Here is a 14,922-nt window from a genome sequence, read left to right on the forward strand (position 1 = left end):
GTGATTCGGTGCGCCGCTGTGGTGAGCCAGCCTGTGAAAACGTAGCCTTGACCCGGATCATTGTGGGAGCGAGCCTGCTCGCGAAAGCGGTGTGTCATTCAATGTGGATGTATCTGATCTGGCGCCTTCGCGAGCAGGCTCGCTCCCACAGGGATTTTGGTTGCGCTGAAGATTTTGGTCTTGACCCGGACCATTGTGGGAGCGAGCCTGCTCGCGAAGCGGTGTGTCATTCAACGTGGATGTATCTGATCTGGCGCCTTCGCGAGCAGGCTCACTCTTACAGGGGCGCGGTGTTCAGCTTCAGTGCTTCGACAAACGCTGCAAACGCTGCCGAGCCTTGGCGCCGGTTCGGGTAGTACAGGTGATAGCCCTGAAACGTCGGGCACCACTCTTCCAGCACTTCTACCAGTCGCCCGTCGGCCAGATACGGCGCGACCAATTGCTCGGGCACGTACGCCACGCCGATGCCATCCACGGCGGCATTGAGCACGTGCATGATGCTGTTGAACACCAACTGCCCGTCGACCTTCACGCTGAAATCCTGACCCTTGTGCGCAAACTCCCAGGCGTATATCGCGCCGGCCGGTTGGTGGCGAATGTTGATGCAGGCGTGCTCCGTCAACTGATGTGGCGTGGCGGGTTTCGGGTGGCGAGCGAAGTAATCCGGCGAGGCCACCACGGCCAGGCGCCAGTCCGGGCCGATGCGCACGGCGATCATGTCTTTGCTGATCGACTCACCGAGACGGATACCAGCGTCGAAGCGCTCCTTGACCACATTGGTGAAACCATAATCGACGTAAAACTCCAAGGTGATGTCCGGATAGTCCTGCAAAAACTTTGTAAGCATCGGCCGAATGCACAACTCAATCTGATCGTCCGTGCAGGAAATCCGGATCGTACCGCTGGGCTTGTCGCGCAATTCGCCAAGGGCTTCGAGCTCGGCGCTGATCTGCTCGAACAGCGGCGCAATCGAACGCATCAAGCGTTCGCCAGCCTCGGTCGGCGAGACATTGCGCGTTGTGCGAGCCAGCAAGCGGATACCCAGACGCTGCTCCAGCGCGCGGACCGTATGACTCAACGCAGAAGGCGTGACGCCGAGGCGAGCAGCGGCTTTGGTGAAGCTTTGATCCTGGGCCACCGCCAGAAAGGCCTGCAGGTCATTGACTTTGGCGTTGCTCATTGCTGAATTTTTCTCAAAAGCACATGAAGATTACCGCTACTAATCAAGTTAAGCCCGATCCGTCAAGCTTTGCAGCCTGAGTAACGGGGCAGAAGTGCCTCGACCATTGGTTCCTCCAAACAGGTTTTTGCATGACGGCCCAAGCAATCGACAACCCGACAAACCAGCCCATGGGCGTGTCCACTGCCGGCGAGCAACCGGCGTACTGGAGCGGCGTGTTCGCCATGACCCTGTGTGTCTTCGCGCTGATCGCCTCCGAGTTCATGCCGGTCAGTCTGCTCACGCCCATGGCCACGGACTTGCACATCAGCGAAGGCCTGGCCGGCTACGGCATCGCCATCTCCGGCGCGTTCGCGGTGCTGACCAGCCTGACGATCACCAGGCTTGCCGGTTCGATGGATCGCAAGCGCCTGTTGCTGCTGTTGACGGCGCTGATGTGCGCGTCCGGGCTGGTGGTGGGCCTGGCGCCCAACTACACGGTTTACATGATCGGTCGCGCATTGATCGGCGTGGTGATTGGCGGCTTCTGGTCGATGTCGGCAGCGTTGGCCATGCGTCTGGTGCCCTCCGCCAGCGTGCCCAAGGCATTGGCAATTTTTAACGGCGGCAATGCTTTGGCTACGGTGGTCGCGGCGCCGCTGGGCAGTTATCTCGGCAGTGTGATTGGCTGGCGCGGGGCGTTTTTCTGCCTGATACCGGTGGCGTTGATTGCGCTGCTGTGGCAATGGATCAGCTTGCCCGCGCTCCCCGCCGCGCCACGCAAAGCCAGCGCAGCCAACGGCTTTGCGTTGTTCAAAAGCCGCCGGGTGGCATTCGGCATGCTCGGCGCCGGCCTGTTCTTCATGGGCCAGTTTGTGCTGTTCACTTACCTGCGACCGTTTCTGGAAACCGTGACCCGGGTCGATGTTTCGGTGCTGTCGATGATTTTACTGGTCATTGGTGTGGCGGGGTTTATCGGCACCGTGGTCATCGGTTCCGTGTTGAAGAAGGGGCTGTATCGCGTGGTGATCGCCATCCCGCTGTTGATGGCGATGATCGCAGTGGCGCTCATTGGGATGGGCAGTTCAGTGGTCGCGACGTTCGTGTTGCTCGGCTTGTGGGGATTGATCGCCACGGCGGCGCCGGTAGGCTGGTGGTCGTGGCTGGCGCGCACGCTGCCTGACGATGCCGAAGCGGGCGGTGGGCTGATGGTGGCGGTGGTGCAGTTGTCGATTGCCTCGGGTTCTACCATCGGTGGTCTGCTGTTCGACGGCAGCGGTTATCGGCTGACGTTTTTCGCCAGCGCGGCATTGCTGGTGCTGGCGGCGCTGATGACCTGGCTGACGTCGCGGCAGACGGCCTGACTCAGCTCTCGGTATTTTCCACTGAAGCCTGCGCGGCTTCGGCTTCCAGCTTCAGGCGGTCGGCCTTGCAGATGTACTTGGGCTTTTTCGGCGCCAGTTTGGCGTTGGCCTTTTTGGCTTTTTCCTTGAACAACTGCTGCAGCTTCTTTTGACGATTCATGTTTTTTCGATCGCGGGTGGAGAGGGTGGGAATCCTGACGCAAGGCCGAGTGGTCAGCAAGGAGAAATCCACTAAGCTGAGCACATTCCCCCCAACTCAAGCCCCCCCCAAACCGAAGGAATCGCACATGAGAAAAGCTCGCAGATTGATTGTCGCGTTGTCTTGCCTCGCGCTTGTAGTCGGCAGCACGACGGCACTGGCCGACCCCGGCAATGGCAAGGGCCAGGGCGGCCAGGGCAACGGCAAGGGCAAACCGCAGAACATGCAGGATCATGGTAAACCGGGTGGGGGCGGTCAGGGCAATGGCAACAAAGGCCAGCAACACTCTGGCAATGGCGGCGGTGCTCCGAGCATTGATCGCAGCAATATTCTCGGCATCGTCGACGGCTATCGCGGCGAATACTGGAATCCGGGGCCAGCGCTGCCGCCTGGCGCTCAGAAGAATCTGGCGCGGGGCAAACCGCTGCCACCAGGCATCGCCAAGAAGCTGGACGGACGTCTGCTCGGCCATTTGCCTCATTACGACGGCTACGAATGGCGGCAGGTAGGTACTGACCTTATCCTCGTCGTGCTGGCTACCGGGCTGGTTTACGAAATTCTCAATGGCGCGTTCGATTGATTCTGCAAAGAGGAGTGGCAGCACCTGCCGCTCCTTTTTATTCATGCATAGCTGCATCAGATGCAGCAATGAACTGCATTCAGGCTGGGTTGTTCGTTGAATGTTGAGCTTTCAGACTGAGCTCAACGGCTAACGAATGAATGGAGATGACCATGGCCAATGCAATCCGCTTCACCGCAACCGGCGCACCGGACGTCCTGCAACTGCACACTGTCAGCGAGCAAACGCCTGGGCCTGGCGAGGTCTGGCTGGAGCAAGCGGCGGTGGGCGTCAATTACCTCGATGTCAGCCAGCGCAAAGGTGCGGTGCCGGTGGCGTTGCCCTCGGGGCTGGGGCTGGAAGGCGCGGGTCGGGTGGCGGCGGTCGGTGCCGGTGTGAGCAATGTGCGCGTCGGTGATCGGGTCGCTTACGCCACTGGCCCCTTGGGCGGTTACGCCTCGGCGCGACTGTTTCCGGCAGAGCGCCTGGTGAAGATCCCCGATGAGTTGTCGTTCGAAGATGCGGCGGCGGTGTTGTTCAAAGGCATCACCGCGCAGTATCTGCTGAAGGCGACTTATCCGGTCGGGCCGGGCACGACGATGCTGCTTTACGGTGTCGCGGGAGGTCTGGGGGAAATCATGGTGCCATGGGCCAAACACCTTGGCGCAACGGTGATCGGTGTGGTGTCGAAGCAGGCCAGTGTCGACAAGGCTCGCGCGTCCGGTTGTGACGAAGTACTGGTGTTCGATGCCGAAACCCTCGCAGCCGACGTGTTGCGTATCACCGAGGGGCGCAAGGTCGATGTGGTGTATGACCCGATTGGTCGGGTGTCTTTTCAGGCCTCGCTGGACAGCTTGCGCCCACGCGGGCTGATGGTCTCGTTCGGCGCGCAGACCGGCGCGCCGGCAGCGGTGGAAATAGCCACGCTGAACGCCAAGGGCTCGCTGTTCCTGACCCGTCCGTCGCTGGCCGCGCACACCGCCACGACAGCCGAATATCAGGAGCGCGCACAAGATGTACTGGCCGCTGTTACCGCCGGTATCATCACCCCGCAAATTCGCGCGCGGTATTCATTGGCCGACGCGGCACAAGCGCATGCCGATCTTGAATCGGGGCGATCATCAGGGGCGATCATTCTAAAACCATGAATCTGGATGTTCTGAGCAACCCGCACAGCGATGAAATCGCTGCTTTCCTGGCCGTCGCCGCGCAAGGCTCGTTTGTCGCGGCGGGGCGTTTGTTGCAGCGCCATCCGACCATTGTTTCCAAGCGCCTGGCGGCGATGGAGAAGCGACTGGGCGTGCGGTTGGTGGAACGCTCGACGCGACACGTGCGTATCACCGAGGCCGGCCTGCAACTTGAACAACGCTTGCGCGCGGCCGTCGAGTTGATGAACGAAGCGCAGCAACAAGCGGTGCAGGGCGCCAGCGAAGTACGCGGCACCTTGCGCCTGGCGTTGCCGGCGGCGATGGGGCGCTTGTGGCTGGGGCCGCTGCTGCCGGAATTTCTCAAGGCCCATCCGCAGGTTTCGCTGGTGGCCGATTACAGCGAAGGCCTGGTCGACATCATCGAGCAGGGCTTCGACGCGGCTATCCGCATCGGCGAGCTTGAGGACAATCGGCTGATTGCAAAAAAGCTCAGTGACCATCGGCGGATTCTTTGCGCATCACCGACGTACATCGAGGCCCATGGCATGCCGCAGACACCACAGGATCTGCTGCAGCACAATTGCCTGCGCTTCAGTGGGCTGGCCTCGTTCCCGCTGTGGCGCCTGCATCGCCGCAACGAAGTGCAGACCATCACGCCCCACGGCAACCTGACTGCCAGCGACAGCGAATCCCTGCTCGCCGCCGCGCGCGCCGACGCCGGCATACTCGGTGCTGGCGACTGGCTGATGAGCCGCGATCTGGCGGCAGGTCGGTTGATTCACGTGCTGCCCGACTGGCATCTGGATTCGGCGGGCGGCGTTTATCTGGTCAGGCCGTCATCGCGGTTTCCAGCGGCGGCGGTGGTGGCGTTCAAGGAGTGGATTGAATCCAAATTCGATCCGGCGCCACCTTGGGCGGTTTGATCACAACCTGCATCAAGACCGACACTGACCCTGTGGGAGCGAGCCTGCTCGCGAAAGCGCAGTGTCAGTCATAGATGATGTGGCTGACCTGACGCCTTCGCGAGCAGGCTCGCTCCCACAGGTTTCGTGGCTTGTTCAGGAATTGCCGGACATACGTATATCCATTGTGGGAGCGAGCCTGCTCGCGAAAGCGGAGTGTCAGTCATGGATGATCTGGCTGACCTGACGCCTTCGCGAGCAGGCTCGCTCCCACAGGTTTCGTGGCTTGTTCAGGAATTGCCGAACATACGTATATCCAATGTGGGAGCGAGCCTGCTCGCGAAAGCGCAGTGTCAGTCATGGATGATCTGGCTGACCTGACGCCTTCGCGAGCAGGCTCGCTCCCACAGCTTTCGTGGCTTGCTCAGGAATTGCCGAACATACGTATATCCAATGTGGGAGCGTGGGCCAGTTTGGGAGCACAAAAAAAGCCCGGCATTGCCGCCGGGCTTCGGTGTCTTCAACACTTCAAGCGGCGATCTTGTTGGCCGCCATTTCCTTTTTGTGGCTCGCCTTCATGGCTTCCATTTGCGCGCCCAGCTCCTCGAGCTTCGCCTTACCCAGCAGCTTCTGCGCTTTCGGGAACATTTCCTCTTCTTCCTCTTCGATGTGGTGCTCCAGCAGCTCCTTGACCACTTTGACCCGGCCGGCAAATTCCGGGCTGCCCGGATCGGTTTCTTTCAGATCAGGCAGTACCAGTGAGTCCACGGTGCGGTGCTCTTCCTTGGCTTCGTAGTACATGATGTCTTCTTCCTTGCTGCCGGCTTCCTTGAACGCAGGGTAGAGAATCTCTTCTTCGAGGCGGGTGTGGATGGTGATTTCCATTTCCAGTTTGCCCAGTAACTCGACGCGTTTTTTCAGCGCGCGGTCGGTGGATTCACTCAGTTGGCTGAGGATGGCTTTTACTTTTTCATGGTCGGCTTTGAGAAGGTCGATGGCATTCATTTTTTGAGGCCTCTGCTTTTCACGGATTGAACACAGCGTTCTTTTTCGCGCTGCTGTGTATTCAGGAAGAGGCTATCGCAGGACTCATGCCAACTCGCCGATCAAGCGCAACCCTTCTAAATCAAGGGCTGGCATCGAAGCAGGCACAATGCTTTCGTGCAGCCTGCAAGAAATCCGCGTGGCGGGCATTGCATATAACAAGCCCGGCAAAAGCCGGGCTGTGGTGATACTTGAGACGGGCCTGCGCCCGTGGGTCACCGGTTAGCCTGGGAAGGCGAAATGCGACCGACATGCTTGGGTCCCGCCAGTGCCCAGGCGATCAGGCCGAACAGCGGCACGAACACGATCAGCACGATCCACACGCCTTTACTACTGGATTTCCCTTCGCTTTTACGCACCCGATTGATGGCCCAAAGCTCGATCAGCACAAGAATGACCGCCAATACGATCCACACGGTTTCGATTTGCATAGGCTTAGCTCCTGATGGTCTGTGCGTTAGGCGACGATAGGGGCGTTGGGTTCATTCTTTTTGCCTTGGACAAGCGGGCGGGGTGATACCCGGTTGCAAAATAAATGTCTGATCGCCGCTGCGGCCTATATCCTCTGCGCCACGTTTGGGCTGAAACAGGGACAGGGCAATGGCATTCAGGGTGATGGTTGTCGGTGGTTACGGCAATTTCGGCAGTATCGTGTGTCGGCATCTGGCGCTCATGCCAGAGATTGAACTGCTGTTGTCGGGCCGCGATGCACGCAAGTTGCAAATCAAGGTCGCTGAGCTGCAAGCGCAATCAGGCCGTCCGTGCGGAGGGTGGTGCGGCGATGCAATGGGCGCAGGTTTTCAAGCGGCGTTGCGAGAGTTGAATGTTCAGTTGGTGGTGCACACCGGCGGGCCGTTTCAGGGGCAATCCTACGCAGTTGCTGAAAGCTGCATCGGCGCCGGTGTGAATTATTGCGATCTGGCTGACTGCCGCACCTTCGTCAACGGCATTGATGTGCTCGACGCCCGCGCCAGGGAGGCTGGTGTGGCCGTGCTCAGCGGTTGCAGTTCGGTGCCGACCTTGTCTTCGGCGATCATCGATCAGCAGCGCTCACGTTTTGCGCGAATCGACTCGATCGAGCATGGCATTTCTTCCTCGGCAAAAATGCCGGGGCTGTCCACGGTCGAAGGCGTGCTCGCTTATGCCGGCAAACCGATCAGGCAGTTGAAAAACGGCCAGGATCACGAAGTATTGGGTTGGCTCGATCTGACCCTGCGCAGCATGCCGCAACTGGGCACGCGGGTGCTGGCCAATGTCGATGTGCCTGACATGGATATTTTCGCACGCCGCTATGGCGCACAGACGCTGCGCTTCAAGGCTGGCGCCGGCCTGAAGCTCGGCGGCGTCGCCAATGCCTTGCTGGCGAAAGCCTTGCGCTTCGGGCTGGTGCGCGATCATGTGCGCTGGGCGGCGCGTCTGCATCGACTGGGCACGTGGTTCGAACGCTTCGGTGATGGCAAAAGCGCGATGTACATCGATGTTCAAGGCATCGGGGTTGACGATCAGCCGCTGAGCCTGACCGCGCAACTCACCGCGCTGAATGACAAAGGCCCGGAAATCCCCAGCTGCGCCGCCGTCGCCCTGGCAATCAAAATGGCGCGGGGTTATGCACCGCAACCTGGCGCGAGGCCGTGTGTTGGCGAAATCAGCGTCGATGAATATCTGGCGGCGATCAACGATCCGGCCAACTTGAGCCTGTCGGTTCAATTCTCCGATGGACAGCGTTGAGATGCTCTATCTCTGCCTGAAGTACCTGCATGTAATCGCGGCGATTTTCCTCTTCGGTTTCGGCATGGGCTCCTACCTCTACCTGATCGCCGCCAGCCGCAGCGGCAACCCGCAAGTGATCGCCCATGTCGCAAGGATGGTGGTGCGTTTCGATACGTGGATCACCACGCCGGCAGGGATTGTGCAGGTCATCACCGGCTATCTGCTGATGCGGCTTTCCGGGCTTTCGATGAGCAGTGAGTGGCTGCTGACGTCGCTGATCATTTTCTTCTGCGTAGGCGCACTGTGGCTGCCTGTACTGGTATTGCAAAAGCGTCTGCAGAAGATGGCGCTGAGCGCGGGCGAGGGCGGCCTGCCTCTGGATGATCGCTTTGCAAGCACTTACCGCTGGTGGTTCTGGATGGGCATCGCCGGGTTCGCCGGGATGTTTGTCATCGTGCTGATGATGGTGACGAAGATGACACCGGTGCAACTGGTCGGGTTAACCGTGGGCTTTTAGAAAGCGGCTTTCATGATCCGCTGTTGGCAGCAGGCAAGTGTCGTACTTGCCGAACAGCCGATAGCGGTTCAGCGCGATTCGATCGTAAGCCCAGTCACGCAGGCGGCGCGGGAAAATCCGCAGCAGTTTCAGCGGCTGCCAGCGCATCGGCAGTTGCCCGACCACTGCAAGGAATGCATCTGATCGCTCCCAATAATTGCGGTCGCGGATCACCGCCATGGTGTCGAACTCATCCAGGGGCAAGCCGGCCCACGCCAGCAAGGCCTGGCCTTCGGGCGATTGCACGGTCGCCAGACGCACATGGCGCTGATGGTCATGGCGAATCAGGAAGCGCGCCCAGCCGTTGCACAGTTTGCACACGCCGTCGAACAGCACCACGGTTTCGCCTGGCTTGAGCAATGGCGCGGGGGTGGGGCGGGTTTTCATGGCAGGCATCGGCGGATGTCCTTGGCGGCGGTTGTCGCGATCATAACCTCGATCATTGGCCTACAGGAGTGGATCGCGGCGGTATTGGCCCGGCGATATGCCGTGCACGCGGCGGAAGGCAGCGCCAAACGCCGCGTCGGACAGGTAGCCCAGTGACGCGGCGACAGTGGCCACATTGTCCCGACCATTGCGCAAGCGAAACGCGGCCACGCGCATCCGCCAGCGCGTGGCATATTCGACCGGCGCTACACCCATGCAAGTTTTGAATAACGCGGCGAAACCGGAGCGCGACATGCAGGCAATCTCGGCCATTTGCGTCAGTCGCCAAGGTTTTTCCGGGGCAGCGTGAACGGCGCGCAAGACGCCGGCAATCGCCGGTTCCCGCAGTCCGCCCAGCCAAGACAATTGTTCGGCATCCGCGCTGTTGATGTGATGGCGCAGCGCATGGATGAAGATCAGTCGCAGCAAGTCGTTGCACATCGCCTGCGAGCCGGCCTGGTGTGATGGCCACTCGCGCTCCAGTTCATCCAGCAGCCAACCAAACGACGAGGCACCTGTGGCCTCGGCGCGAATGATCAGCGAGGTCGGCAGCACGTCGAGCAGTTCGGTTGCGCCGGGTCCCGATAGCGACACGCTGCCGCCCAGCAGCTCGACTTCCTCGCCGACGCCAAAGGTCGCCGAGGCGCCGTCATGGGCAAAAACATCCGCGGCATTCACCGCCTCGACGTCGGCGCCGCTGGCCAGAATGAACGGCGTGCGCGACACCACAAAACAGTCGCCGGCCCGCAGCAACTGCGCCGGCAAGCCCTGCATGCGCAACCAGCATTCGCCTCGTCGCACCACGTTGAATTTCAGTTCGATGGGGTGAAATCGCAGCGCCCAGACGCCTCCCGCTTGCAAGCGAACCGAGCAGGCTGCTTGCAACTCGGAGAGTGCCAATACGGCAGAAAGCGGATCGCCAGCAGGATTTTGGATGATCACGACAGAAACCTGGATTTATCAGACTGGTTCGTCCCGAGAGCTTAGCCAAGAATGAAGGCCTTCGATAGCTCACTCAGGATTAAGGCTCATGGCTACGTTCCAACAACCTGTGCAATCACCGTTCAACGCCGCCAGCACAGCGGCTGAAGTCATGGCCGGCATCGATCTGCGCGGGCAGCTCGCAGTGGTCACCGGCGGCTATTCCGGCCTGGGTCTGCTGACGGTGAAAAGCCTCGCGGCGGCGGGCGCGCAAGTCCTCGTGCCGGCCAGAGATACGGCGCGGGCAGAGGTGGCATTGGCCGGTGTTGAAGGTGTCCGCGTGACGCCCATGGACCTGATGCAGGCTGAATCGGTGGCGGCGTTCAGCCACAGCGTGGTCAGCGCGGGTCAGCCGGTGTCTTTGCTGATCAACTGCGCCGGAGTCATGGCCGCGCCGTTGCTGCGCGATGCCGATGGCCATGAAAGCCAGTTCGCGACCAATCACTTGGGCCACTATCGCCTGACCTGCGGCCTTTGGCCGGCGCTGGTCAAAGCTGGACAGGCGCGGGTGCTGTCAGTGTCATCGCGCGGGCACCAGATTGCCGGGATCGACTTTGACGACATTGATTTCCTGCAACGGCCGTATGACAAATGGGTCGCGTATGGTCAGTCGAAAACGGCCAATGCCTTGTTCGCCATGGCGCTCGATCGTCGCGGGCGCAGTCATGGCGTTCGTGCGTTCTCATTGCATCCGGGGCAGATTCTGACGGATCTGGCACGGCACCTCAGCACAGCGGAACTTGCCGCATTCGATGCGCTGGATGAGCAGGGCCGGCCACGGCTGGATGCCCACAACGGTCTGAAAACGCTGGAGCAGGGCGCCGCGACGGGATTGTGGTGTGCGACCAGTGCATTGCTTGCGGATTTGGGTGGCGTGTATTGCGAAGACTGCAATGTTGCGCCGATCAATCAACCTGAAGCGGGCCGCAAGGGCGTTGCGCAATGGGCGGCGGATGCTGAGCTGGCTGAGCGACTTTGGGCGGTTTCGGAGCAATGGACGGGGCTCACGGTGGCATAAATCGAGTCAAAGGACAAAAGCCCCTCACCCTAACCCTCTCCCGAAGGGAGAGGGGACTGACCGAGGTGTTTAGTAGAAATTCGCCGACCTGAAATACCGGGTCGAACTCAGTTCTTGAACAGCACCCAAATCGGCTCCCTCTCCCTCGGGAGAGGGCTGGGGTGAGGGGCTGCTCGATAGAGTTACTCTCCCAGCTTCGCCCAGAATTCCTCCGCCGAAGGGCTGATCGGCGCGGTCGGGCGAGTCAGGTGTATTTCCAGCGGAATATCCCAACTTTCATCCAGTGCCCTGACCAGACGCCCGTCGGCCATTTCCTGTTCGGTCAGGCTTTTCGGCAGCCAGGCGACGCCTTTGCTTTCCAGCGCCATCGACATCAGCACTGCCGCCAGATGGCTGCTGAACAGCGGTTTCAAATGCAGATAATCGGCCTTGCCGTGTAGCCTGTGGGCGACGATTCGGCCCAGGCCGGATTCGTGGGTGTAGGCCAGATAGGGCAGGGTTTCAGGCGATGTGTCGAACTGGGCTGAAGCACTCGCCAGCGGCACAAGTACGTCCTCGCCGACCTTCTTGCCAATGAACTGATCAGGCGCCAGTAATGGCGGAACGTCGGGGTGGCGATGGCATAGCAGGAACTGCACCTGGCCATGAATCAGCATCTGTTCGCACACGGCCATGCTGTCGGAATGCAGGCGAACCGCATCGATCGGCGCGCCACTTTCGGCACTGCGCAACCAGCGCGGGAAGAAGGTGAATGACAGCGAGTGAGTGGCAGCGAACTGCAAGGTTTTCGCCGCCATGCCGGCCACTTCCTGAGCCTCGGAGCGCATGCGGTACAGGCGTCTGGCCGCTTCCTGAGCGCTGGGCAAAATCTGCCTGCCGGCCTCGGTCAGCGTCGCGCCCTGCGGAGTGCGCACGAACAATTCCACGCCCATCCAGTTCTCCAGCGAGCGCACTCGGCGACTGAACGCCGGCTGCGTCACATGGCGCGCTTCGGCGGCCCGGACAAAGCTGCCGTATTCGGCCAGCGCTGAAAAATCCTCAAGCCAAACCAGTTCCAAGGGCAATGCCTCCTGTGCATAGGGCGCGGCATTAATAGCATTGGGCGGGTGTCGTCGCAACGCATAACGTTGGCCCACCACAACAAGAGGAACCCGTCATGCGTATCGTCGATATCCGTGAAAAAACCGTCTCCATCGCTTCCCCGATCGCCAATGCCTACATCGACTTTTCGAAGATGACCTGCTCGGTCGTCGCGGTCATTACCGACGTGATTCGCGATGGTAAGCCGGTCATCGGTTACGGTTTCAACTCTAACGGTCGCTACGGTCAGGGCGCGTTGATGCGCGATCGTTTTCTGGCGCGGATCACCGAGGCCGACCCGCAAACCCTGATCGATCACGAGAACAATAACCTCGATCCGTTCGCCATCTGGAAAACCCTGATGACCAACGAAAAACCGGGCGGGCATGGCGAGCGTTCGGTAGCGGTCGGCACCATCGATATGGCGGTGTGGGACGCGGTGGCGAAGATCGAAGGCAAGCCGCTGTATCGCCTGCTTGCCGATCGTTATCGCAACGGTGTGGCCGATGACAAAGTCTGGGTGTACGCGGCGGGTGGCTATTACTACCCGGGCAAGGACCAGAGCAAGCTCAAGGCCGAAATGCAGAGCTATCTGGATCGTGGCTATGACGTGGTCAAGATGAAGATTGGCGCGGTGCCGCTGGACGAAGATATCCGCCGCATTGAGGCGGTGCTCGAAGTGGTGGGCGACGGCCAGCGCCTGGCGGTCGATGCCAACGGCCGCTTCGATCTGCAGACCGGTATCGCGTACGCCGAAGCGATCAAGAAGTACAACCTGTTCTGGTACGAAGAAGTCGGCGACCCGCTGGATTATGCGCTCCAGGCCGAGCTGGCCAATCACTACGAACTGCCGATGGCCACCGGCGAAAACCTGTTCTCTCACCAGGACGCCCGCAACCTGTTGCGCCACGGCGGCATGCGTCCTGACCGCGATTACCTGCAATTCGACTGTGCGCTGTCCTACGGTCTCGTCGAGTACATGCGCACCCTGAAAGTGATGGAAGAGCTGGGTTGGTCTTCGCGCCGCGTGGTGCCACATGGCGGTCACCAGATGTCGCTGAACATCGCCGCTGGTCTGCACCTGGGCGGCAACGAATCGTACCCGGACGTGTTCCAGCCATTCGGCGGTTTTGCCGATGGCATCCGCGTGGAAAACGGCTACGTCGGGCTGCCGGATATCCCGGGCGTCGGCTTCGAAGCCAAATCTGCGCTGTATGCCGTCATGCGCGAACTGGGCGAGGGCTGATTCGGTTTTATCTGCGGCCTCGATTTCCGAGGCCGCACCTTCAGGCGTCATCCTCGACGCCAAAGCCACATGCCCACCACAACAATAAAATGAGGTGCTTCCGTGGAAACTTCAAAATCACGCTGGTACAGCCAGCTCTATGTGCAAGTGCTGATCGGCATCGTCATTGGCGCTGCCATCGGGTACGTCGTGCCGGACATCGGCGCCAAGCTGCAGCCGTTTGCCGACGGTTTCATCAAGCTGATCAAGATGCTTCTGGCGCCGATCATTTTCGGCACGGTGGTGGTCGGTATCGCCAAGATGGGCAGTATCAAGGAGGTCGGTCGCATCGGTGTGAAAGCGCTGATCTACTTCGAGATTCTTTCCACCATCGCTCTGGTGGTCGGCCTGATCGTAGTCAACGTGGTCAAGCCCGGTGCCGGCATGAACATCAACGCCGGTACCCTCGATGGCAGCGCTGTCAACAAATACAGCCAGGCGGCGAGCGAGCAGGGCGGTCTGGTCGAATTCTTCCTCAATATCATCCCGCACACCTTCCTCGGCGCTTTTTCCAATGGCGTCATGCTGCAAGTGATTCTGTTATCGGTGCTGATGGGCGTCGCCTTGGTGCAAATGGGCGAAACCAGCAAACCGCTGATCAACACCATCGACCTGTTCCTGCAAGGTCTGTTCAAAATCGTCGCGATGGTCATGCGTCTGGCGCCGCTGGGCGCGGGGGCTGGCATGGCATTCACCATCGGCAAATACGGCATCGGCACTCTGCTTTCGCTGGGGCAGTTGCTGGTCGCGCTGTACATCACCACGCTGATTTTCATCGTCGTTGTATTGGGCGCGGTGGCGCGATGGTCGGGCATGCCGCTGATGCAGTTTCTGCGGTATTTCAAAGATGAAATCCTGATCACCCTGGGCACCTGTTCGACCGAAGCGGTGCTGCCGCGAATGATGGTCAAACTGGAAAAGCTCGGCTGCAAGAAGTCCGTGGTCGGCATGGTCCTGCCGACGGGCTACACCTTCAACGCGGACGGCACCTGCATCTACCTGACCATGGCAGCGATCTTCATCGCCCAGGCGACCAACACGCCGCTGACCTTCATGGATCAGATGATTCTGCTCGGCGTGTTCCTGCTGACCTCCAAGGGCTCGGCCGGCGTGGCGGGAGCAGGGTTCGTGACCCTGGCGGCCACGCTCACCACCATTCACTCCATACCTCTGGTGGGCCTGGTGTTGCTGTTGGGCATCGACCGCTTCCTCAACGAGGCGCGAGCCGTGACCAACCTGATCGGTAACGGCATCGGCACCATCGCCATCGCCAAATGGGACAAGTCGTTCGATGTCGAAGCGTGCGAGCGGGAAATCGCCGCCATGAAGCAGGACAAGGCAGCGCGCAAGTCGCTGCTTGTGCATAAGTGATTCGGGCAACGTGAGCGCTTGATTGGCCTGCCGACGCGTACAGGTTTCAAGTCAGTTCAAAGGTTATGGACTGGGGGCGGGACGATGAGAATTGGCGCACTGACGAAAACCAGTCGGTGC

16 protein-coding genes are annotated in these 14,922 nt (G+C 60.3%); 9 read left to right on the top strand and 7 right to left on the bottom strand.

Annotated elements, in window-relative coordinates:
- Window positions 1–277: 277 nt before the first annotated feature.
- Window positions 278–1,180 carry a LysR family transcriptional regulator gene (locus tag AB9L16_RS10090; protein ID WP_375123473.1) on the bottom strand — a complete coding sequence of 301 codons (903 nt, stop codon included), beginning with the start codon at window positions 1,178–1,180 and terminating at the stop codon, window positions 278–280.
- Window positions 1,181–1,311: 131 nt separating this feature from the next.
- Here AB9L16_RS10090 and AB9L16_RS10095 point away from each other — a divergent pair, with 131 nt between their 5' ends.
- A complete protein-coding gene (locus AB9L16_RS10095; protein WP_375123474.1) occupies window positions 1,312–2,523 on the top strand; it encodes an MFS transporter in 1,212 nt (403 codons plus the stop codon).
- 1 nt (window position 2,524) lies between these two features.
- On the opposite strand, the gene AB9L16_RS10100 is transcribed toward AB9L16_RS10095, so the two are convergent.
- Window positions 2,525–2,683 (bottom strand): DUF2986 domain-containing protein, encoded by a 159-nt coding sequence (locus AB9L16_RS10100; RefSeq protein ID WP_081932631.1) that lies wholly within the window; start codon window positions 2,681–2,683, stop codon window positions 2,525–2,527.
- A gap of 127 nt (window positions 2,684–2,810) precedes the next feature.
- Between AB9L16_RS10100 and AB9L16_RS10105 the strand changes: the two genes are divergently transcribed.
- The 3 genes from AB9L16_RS10105 to AB9L16_RS10115 all read left to right on the top strand — a co-directional run bounded on the left by AB9L16_RS10105 (window position 2,811) and on the right by AB9L16_RS10115 (window position 5,352).
- Window positions 2,811–3,302, top strand: coding sequence for an anti-virulence regulator CigR family protein (locus AB9L16_RS10105; protein WP_375123475.1), 492 nt, complete (start codon window positions 2,811–2,813; stop codon window positions 3,300–3,302).
- Window positions 3,303–3,454: 152 nt separating this feature from the next.
- The gene (locus AB9L16_RS10110; RefSeq protein WP_375123476.1) at window positions 3,455–4,429 is read left to right on the top strand and encodes a quinone oxidoreductase; all 975 of its coding nucleotides are present in this window, start codon (window positions 3,455–3,457) and stop codon (window positions 4,427–4,429) included.
- Window positions 4,426–5,352, top strand: coding sequence for a LysR family transcriptional regulator (locus AB9L16_RS10115; protein ID WP_375123477.1), 927 nt, complete (start codon window positions 4,426–4,428; stop codon window positions 5,350–5,352). Before AB9L16_RS10110 ends, AB9L16_RS10115 begins: the two co-directional genes overlap by 4 nt.
- A 507-nt stretch (window positions 5,353–5,859) precedes the next feature.
- Here AB9L16_RS10115 and AB9L16_RS10120 read toward each other — a convergent pair.
- Window positions 5,860–6,336, bottom strand: a complete 477-nt coding sequence (locus tag AB9L16_RS10120) for a hemerythrin domain-containing protein (RefSeq protein ID WP_016774305.1) — start codon at window positions 6,334–6,336, stop codon at window positions 5,860–5,862.
- A gap of 254 nt (window positions 6,337–6,590) precedes the next feature.
- The gene (locus tag AB9L16_RS10125) at window positions 6,591–6,806 is read right to left on the bottom strand and encodes a PLD nuclease N-terminal domain-containing protein (protein ID WP_041480553.1); all 216 of its coding nucleotides are present in this window, start codon (window positions 6,804–6,806) and stop codon (window positions 6,591–6,593) included.
- Window positions 6,807–6,975: 169 nt separating this feature from the next.
- Here AB9L16_RS10125 and AB9L16_RS10130 point away from each other — a divergent pair, with 169 nt between their 5' ends.
- Both AB9L16_RS10130 and AB9L16_RS10135 read left to right on the top strand, forming a co-directional pair.
- Window positions 6,976–8,103: a saccharopine dehydrogenase gene (locus AB9L16_RS10130; protein WP_310220454.1), complete on the top strand. Its 1,128-nt coding sequence runs from the start codon at window positions 6,976–6,978 to the stop codon at window positions 8,101–8,103.
- A gap of 1 nt (window position 8,104) precedes the next feature.
- A complete protein-coding gene (locus AB9L16_RS10135; protein ID WP_252877912.1) occupies window positions 8,105–8,602 on the top strand; it encodes a DUF2269 domain-containing protein in 498 nt (165 codons plus the stop codon).
- Here the strand turns inward: AB9L16_RS10135 and AB9L16_RS10140 are convergent.
- Both AB9L16_RS10140 and AB9L16_RS10145 read right to left on the bottom strand, forming a co-directional pair.
- Complete coding sequence (locus AB9L16_RS10140; protein ID WP_310220457.1) at window positions 8,585–9,037, bottom strand: thiol-disulfide oxidoreductase DCC family protein; 453 nt, start codon at window positions 9,035–9,037, stop codon at window positions 8,585–8,587. The two genes, AB9L16_RS10135 and AB9L16_RS10140, sit on opposite strands and share 18 nt — an antisense overlap.
- A gap of 51 nt (window positions 9,038–9,088) precedes the next feature.
- Entirely contained in the window at window positions 9,089–10,009 is a 921-nt protein-coding gene (locus AB9L16_RS10145; protein WP_375123478.1) for an AraC family transcriptional regulator, read from the bottom strand.
- A gap of 88 nt (window positions 10,010–10,097) precedes the next feature.
- Here AB9L16_RS10145 and AB9L16_RS10150 point away from each other — a divergent pair, with 88 nt between their 5' ends.
- Window positions 10,098–11,066, top strand: a complete 969-nt coding sequence (locus tag AB9L16_RS10150) for an oxidoreductase (RefSeq protein ID WP_375123479.1) — start codon at window positions 10,098–10,100, stop codon at window positions 11,064–11,066.
- Window positions 11,067–11,248: 182 nt separating this feature from the next.
- Here AB9L16_RS10150 and AB9L16_RS10155 read toward each other — a convergent pair whose 3' ends face one another.
- Window positions 11,249–12,124: a LysR family transcriptional regulator gene (locus AB9L16_RS10155; RefSeq protein WP_323621023.1), complete on the bottom strand. Its 876-nt coding sequence runs from the start codon at window positions 12,122–12,124 to the stop codon at window positions 11,249–11,251.
- Between the two features lie 98 nt (window positions 12,125–12,222).
- Here AB9L16_RS10155 and AB9L16_RS10160 point away from each other — a divergent pair, with 98 nt between their 5' ends.
- Entirely contained in the window at window positions 12,223–13,392 is a 1,170-nt protein-coding gene (locus tag AB9L16_RS10160) for a mandelate racemase/muconate lactonizing enzyme family protein (protein ID WP_256808774.1), read from the top strand.
- A 102-nt stretch (window positions 13,393–13,494) separates the two neighbouring features.
- Window positions 13,495–14,802 (top strand): C4-dicarboxylate transporter DctA, encoded by a 1,308-nt coding sequence (gene dctA, locus AB9L16_RS10165; RefSeq protein ID WP_375123480.1) that lies wholly within the window; start codon window positions 13,495–13,497, stop codon window positions 14,800–14,802.
- Window positions 14,803–14,922: the final 120 nt, after the last annotated feature.

This window comes from Pseudomonas sp. LW8, from assembly GCF_041956865.1.
GTDB classification, from domain to species: Bacteria; Pseudomonadota; Gammaproteobacteria; order Pseudomonadales; family Pseudomonadaceae; genus Aquipseudomonas; species Aquipseudomonas siliginis.

Bases quoted from the DNA above. Each gene is read 5' to 3' on its own strand.
- AB9L16_RS10090 (WP_375123473.1), bottom strand. From the start codon at position 1,180: ATGAGCAACGCCAAAGTCAATGACCTGCAGGCCTTTCTGGCGGTGGCC.
- AB9L16_RS10095 (WP_375123474.1), top strand. From the start codon at position 1,312: ATGACGGCCCAAGCAATCGACAACCCGACAAACCAGCCCATGGGCGTG.
- AB9L16_RS10100 (WP_081932631.1), bottom strand. From the start codon at position 2,683: ATGAATCGTCAAAAGAAGCTGCAGCAGTTGTTCAAGGAAAAAGCCAAA.
- AB9L16_RS10105 (WP_375123475.1), top strand. From the start codon at position 2,811: ATGAGAAAAGCTCGCAGATTGATTGTCGCGTTGTCTTGCCTCGCGCTT.
- AB9L16_RS10110 (WP_375123476.1), top strand. From the start codon at position 3,455: ATGGCCAATGCAATCCGCTTCACCGCAACCGGCGCACCGGACGTCCTG.
- AB9L16_RS10115 (WP_375123477.1), top strand. From the start codon at position 4,426: ATGAATCTGGATGTTCTGAGCAACCCGCACAGCGATGAAATCGCTGCT.
- AB9L16_RS10120 (WP_016774305.1), bottom strand. From the start codon at position 6,336: ATGAATGCCATCGACCTTCTCAAAGCCGACCATGAAAAAGTAAAAGCC.
- AB9L16_RS10125 (WP_041480553.1), bottom strand. From the start codon at position 6,806: ATGCAAATCGAAACCGTGTGGATCGTATTGGCGGTCATTCTTGTGCTG.
- AB9L16_RS10130 (WP_310220454.1), top strand. From the start codon at position 6,976: ATGGCATTCAGGGTGATGGTTGTCGGTGGTTACGGCAATTTCGGCAGT.
- AB9L16_RS10135 (WP_252877912.1), top strand. From the start codon at position 8,105: ATGCTCTATCTCTGCCTGAAGTACCTGCATGTAATCGCGGCGATTTTC.
- AB9L16_RS10140 (WP_310220457.1), bottom strand. From the start codon at position 9,037: ATGCCTGCCATGAAAACCCGCCCCACCCCCGCGCCATTGCTCAAGCCA.
- AB9L16_RS10150 (WP_375123479.1), top strand. From the start codon at position 10,098: ATGGCTACGTTCCAACAACCTGTGCAATCACCGTTCAACGCCGCCAGC.
- AB9L16_RS10160 (WP_256808774.1), top strand. From the start codon at position 12,223: ATGCGTATCGTCGATATCCGTGAAAAAACCGTCTCCATCGCTTCCCCG.